This window comes from Streptomyces glaucescens, assembly GCF_002154375.1.
GTDB lineage: Bacteria > Actinomycetota > Actinomycetes > Streptomycetales > Streptomycetaceae > Streptomyces > Streptomyces glaucescens.
Map to the genome: position 1 here is coordinate 1 of NZ_MUND01000907.1, position 3,699 is coordinate 3,699.

The window sequence follows — 3,699 nt, forward strand, 5'->3', positions numbered from 1 at the left end:
GGTCGCCCTGTGGCTGCGGGAGCGGCTGGCCGGGGACGGCATCGAGGCGTACGCCAAGACGTCCGGGTCCAAGGGGCTGCATCTGCTGGCGGCGGTGCGAGGGGCGTCCTCCGAGCGGACGTCCGAGTACGCCAAGGCGCTCGCCGTCGAGGCCGAGCGGGCCATGCCCCGGCTGGTCGTGCACCGCATGACGCGGAGTCTGCGCCCGGGCAAGGTGTTCGTCGACTGGAGCCAGAACGCCGCCCGCAAGACGCCGTACACCCTGCGGGCGCGCGCCGAGCCGTGGGTGTCCGCTCCGGTGACCTGGGAGGAGGTCGAGGCGTGCGGGGATCCGGCACAGCTGGCGTTCCGGGCGCCGGACATCGCCCCGCGGGTGCAGGACTACGGTGATCTGCTGGCCCCGCTGCTGGATCCGGAGCGGGCGGGTCCGCTGCCCTGACGGCGGATCGGCAAAGGGCCGGTCCGCTGCCCTTACGGTGGATCGGCAAGGGCCGGGTCCGCTGCCCTGAGGGCGGCTCGTCAGGGACCGCTACCGCTTCGGGTGTCCGGCCGGGTCGTCACAGCCGTGTCCAGGTGCGCCGGTCGCGTGCCATGGCGTGCAGGGCCTCGACGTCCGCCGGTTTGAGGACGCCACCGAGGCGGCCGAGCCCGTCGAGGTCGTCATCGGTGAGAACGCGGACCTCGCGGACCGGGCCGGGCACGCTCAGCCGGGCGGGGCCGACCAGCGCCAGTACGGGGCGGACCTCGGCGGTCAGGGCGTACGCGGCCCGGGAGGCGTCGGCGCGCAGGCGGCGCAGCAGCGGCAGCGGTTCCCGGCGGCCCAGCGCGACCAGGGGATCGGTGACCACCACCCGCTGCTTACGGGCGTACAGCGCGTGGACGGCGAACAGCCCGCCGGGCCCTATGAGCAGGTGGTGGATGCGGTCGCCGCCGGGCAGCGGCACGGAGTGCAGCGTGTGCCAGCCCGCCCCGTCCAGGGCGTCCAGCGCCTCCCCCACGGTCTGCTCGGCCTCCAGGGCTCGGCGCCGCGGGTCCGGGCGCAGCCGGTGGCCGGGGGCCGGGTCCCGGTCGACGGCGACGAGCAGGGCCTCGCCGGGACGGTTGGGGGCGAGGTCGTCGTCGGGGTGGAGACTGAGCCGGGCCAGTTCGGCGGGGCCCGGGACCGGGGGCGGACCGACCGTGACCGGGCCGGTGACGAAGGGATGCAGGGCGGCCAGGACGTCTTCCCTGCGGTCCTCGCTCAGCAGGCTGACGCGGGCCGTCTCACGGTCGTACCAGGCGACGTTCGCGCCGTCCGGGAGACAGACGTAGAGCCGTTCCCGGCCGTGCCGCCGGGTCGGTACGACGCGCAGTCCGGTCATGCACCATCACCCCATGACCATGGGAACAGGCGGGGTGCTGCGCGGGCAAGAACCCCGCTACCGTGGGGAGGAGCTGGGTGGGCGGTCGGGGGTTGGGGAGGCGCCGTTGCGTACCCGCGGGAATGGGGCCGGCGTGCCCGCCCCGGACGGCCCGTGGCACGAGGTCGTGCCGGGTCTGTGGATGGGCGGCCACGAGTTCCGGGGCCCGGGCGGGCTGGAGTTCGCCGTCGTACGGGACGAGTTCGATCTCGTCCAGTCCCTGCTGCGGCTGCCCGGGCACGGGCCCGATCCGGGCGTCGAGCACCAGGTGTGGCCCATCCCGGACGGCCCGCTGGACGGCACCCAGCTGGCGGGGGTGATCCGGCTGGCCCAGGCCGCGTGCGAGGCGGTGGACGCGGGGCGCCGGGTGCTGGTCCGCTGCTACCACGGGTACAACCGGTCCGGGCTGGTCGTCGCCCACGCCCTGGTGCGGCGGGGCCGCTCCGCCGAGGAGGCGATCCGGCTGATCCGGGCCCGCCGCTCGCCATGGGCGCTGCACAACGAGCTGTTCGTGGAGTATCTGCGGGCGGGGCTGCCGACGGTGCGGTGGCTGGAGGAGCTGGAGGAGCCGGCGGAGTGACCCGCCCGCAGGGGCGCGGGACGGTCCGGGGCGTGCGGGTGCGAGAGCGTGAGTGGCGTGCGGGTGCGCGGACGGGGACACGGTGCGCGGGCAGGTGCGCGTGCCTGAGCGGGCTGTGGATGCGTGGCGGCGCATGCGGGGTGCGTGAGCTGCGTGCGCGCTCATGCGGGATGATCGTTCCGTCCTGCCGCGATACGCAAAAAGGACGTCCGTACGAATAAGGTGTACGGGTCCCTGGTCGTCCTGATCACCGGAGTGCCGTGCCCGTCCGCGTCCGCCCCCGCGCCTGTGCCGTCGCCGCCCTGCTGCTGGTGTCCGGCGTCGCCCTCGCGGGCTGCGGAGACGCCGGCGGGCTGCGGGGCGCGGGGCCCACGCCGACCGCCGAGGGCCCGGCCCGGCTCTGGCCGGCGCTGCCGCCCGCGTCCAGTCCCGCCTACGAGATCGGCGAAGTGGAACGCCAGGTCGTCAAGGGTGTCCGGGTGCCCGACGGGGACGTCCGCGCGGTGGATCCGGTGGCGGTCGTACGGACGGAGATCGACGCGAGTCCGGGCGAGTACGAGGGTGCCGACGCCCCCTACCGGGAGACGGGCGCGCGCATGGCCGACTGCGCGGCGGGCGCGGGCCACGGCCGGTGCCCCGTGCTCACCCCGTACTACCGGGACCTGACCGGTGACGGCCACGACGACCTCACGCTCGGCTTCCGGCAGCTGCCCGGCGAACTGACCGCCGTACGGGTGTACACGGTGGAGAACGACCGGCTGGTGCGGGTCATGAGCTGGGACGACGCCGTCAGCGGGGTGGAGCTGGCCGGGCGCTCGGTGATCATCCGGTCGCCGTCGGAGCTGAAGGGGTACGAGTACCGGCTCCAGTGGAGCTGGGACCGGGACCAGCGGGCGATGCTGCTCACCCACGACGAGATGCTGCGCACCGGCCGCGGCGCGCCCTCCCCCGCCGAGAGCCGCACCACGCCCTCCCCCGCGGAGAGCCGGCGATGAGGCTTCCGCAGTGGGCCGGTGCGCTGGCCGTGAAGGCCGCGCTGTTCATCACCGTGATGTGCTGCGCCCTCGCCGCCATGCTCGGCGCCCTCGTCCACGTCTCGGTGACGCACCAGACCGTCGGCGAGGCCCGGGACCTCGCGCTGTCCCGGCTGGCGGACGCCACGGAGGCGTACGAGGCCGGGGATCCGCTGCTGCCCGGCGCGGGCCTCGACCCGGAGGAGCTGCCCGGGCCGCTGCGCGATCTGGCCCTGTCCGGCCGGCGCGGCACGATGGTCGCCGACCACCGGGGCAGGCCCACGATGTGGGCCGCGGGCCCCGCCGACGGCGGACGCGCCCTCGCCGTGGCCGTCGACTACTCGCAGCAGGCCCGCACCATCGACGGTCTGGACCGGGCGATCGTCTGGTCCTCGGCGCTCGCGATCGGGGCGACACTGCTGGTCGGGGCGTTCGCGGTGACCCGGGTGACCCGGCGGCTGCACGCCACGGCGCGGGTCGCGCGGCGGATCAGCGCCGGCGACCTGGACGCGCGGGTGCACGACCGGCGGGCCGGGGATCCGAGGCGGCCGCAGGACGAGGTGGGGGCGGTGGCCGCCGCGCTGGACTCCATGGCGGGGTCGCTGCAGGGCAAGCTGCTGGCCGAGCAGCGGTTCACCGCTGACGTGGCGCACGAACTGCGCACCCCGCTGACCGGACTGCACGCCGCGGCCGAGCTGCTGCCGCC

General features: G+C 75.6%; 4 protein-coding genes and 1 pseudogene (1 of these 5 only partly in view). 4 read left to right on the forward strand and 1 reads right to left on the reverse strand.

Annotated elements, in window-relative coordinates:
• A partial coding sequence (gene ligD / locus CCN42_RS39140; protein ID WP_479688109.1) for a non-homologous end-joining DNA ligase LigD occupies nucleotides 1-439 on the forward strand: 439 nt, incomplete at its 5' end.
• A gap of 118 nt (nucleotides 440-557) precedes the next feature.
• Here the strand turns inward: ligD and CCN42_RS39145 are convergent.
• Nucleotides 558-1,361, reverse strand: coding sequence for a nuclease-related domain-containing protein (locus CCN42_RS39145; RefSeq protein WP_086741936.1), 804 nt, complete (start codon nucleotides 1,359-1,361; stop codon nucleotides 558-560).
• A 181-nt stretch (nucleotides 1,362-1,542) separates the two neighbouring features.
• Here CCN42_RS39145 and CCN42_RS39150 point away from each other — a divergent pair, with 181 nt between their 5' ends.
• From CCN42_RS39150 to CCN42_RS39160, 3 genes and pseudogenes are all read left to right on the forward strand, one after another.
• Complete coding sequence (locus CCN42_RS39150; protein ID WP_245877674.1) at nucleotides 1,543-1,980, forward strand: protein-tyrosine phosphatase family protein; 438 nt, start codon at nucleotides 1,543-1,545, stop codon at nucleotides 1,978-1,980.
• 260 nt (nucleotides 1,981-2,240) lie between these two features.
• Nucleotides 2,241-2,975 (forward strand): hypothetical protein, encoded by a 735-nt coding sequence (locus CCN42_RS39155; protein ID WP_086741937.1) that lies wholly within the window; start codon nucleotides 2,241-2,243, stop codon nucleotides 2,973-2,975.
• Nucleotides 2,972-3,699, forward strand: a pseudogene (locus tag CCN42_RS39160) (histidine kinase dimerization/phospho-acceptor domain-containing protein) (its annotated part continues 270 nt past the right edge of the window); the annotation flags it as partial. The gene CCN42_RS39155 and the pseudogene CCN42_RS39160, both read left to right, overlap by 4 nt.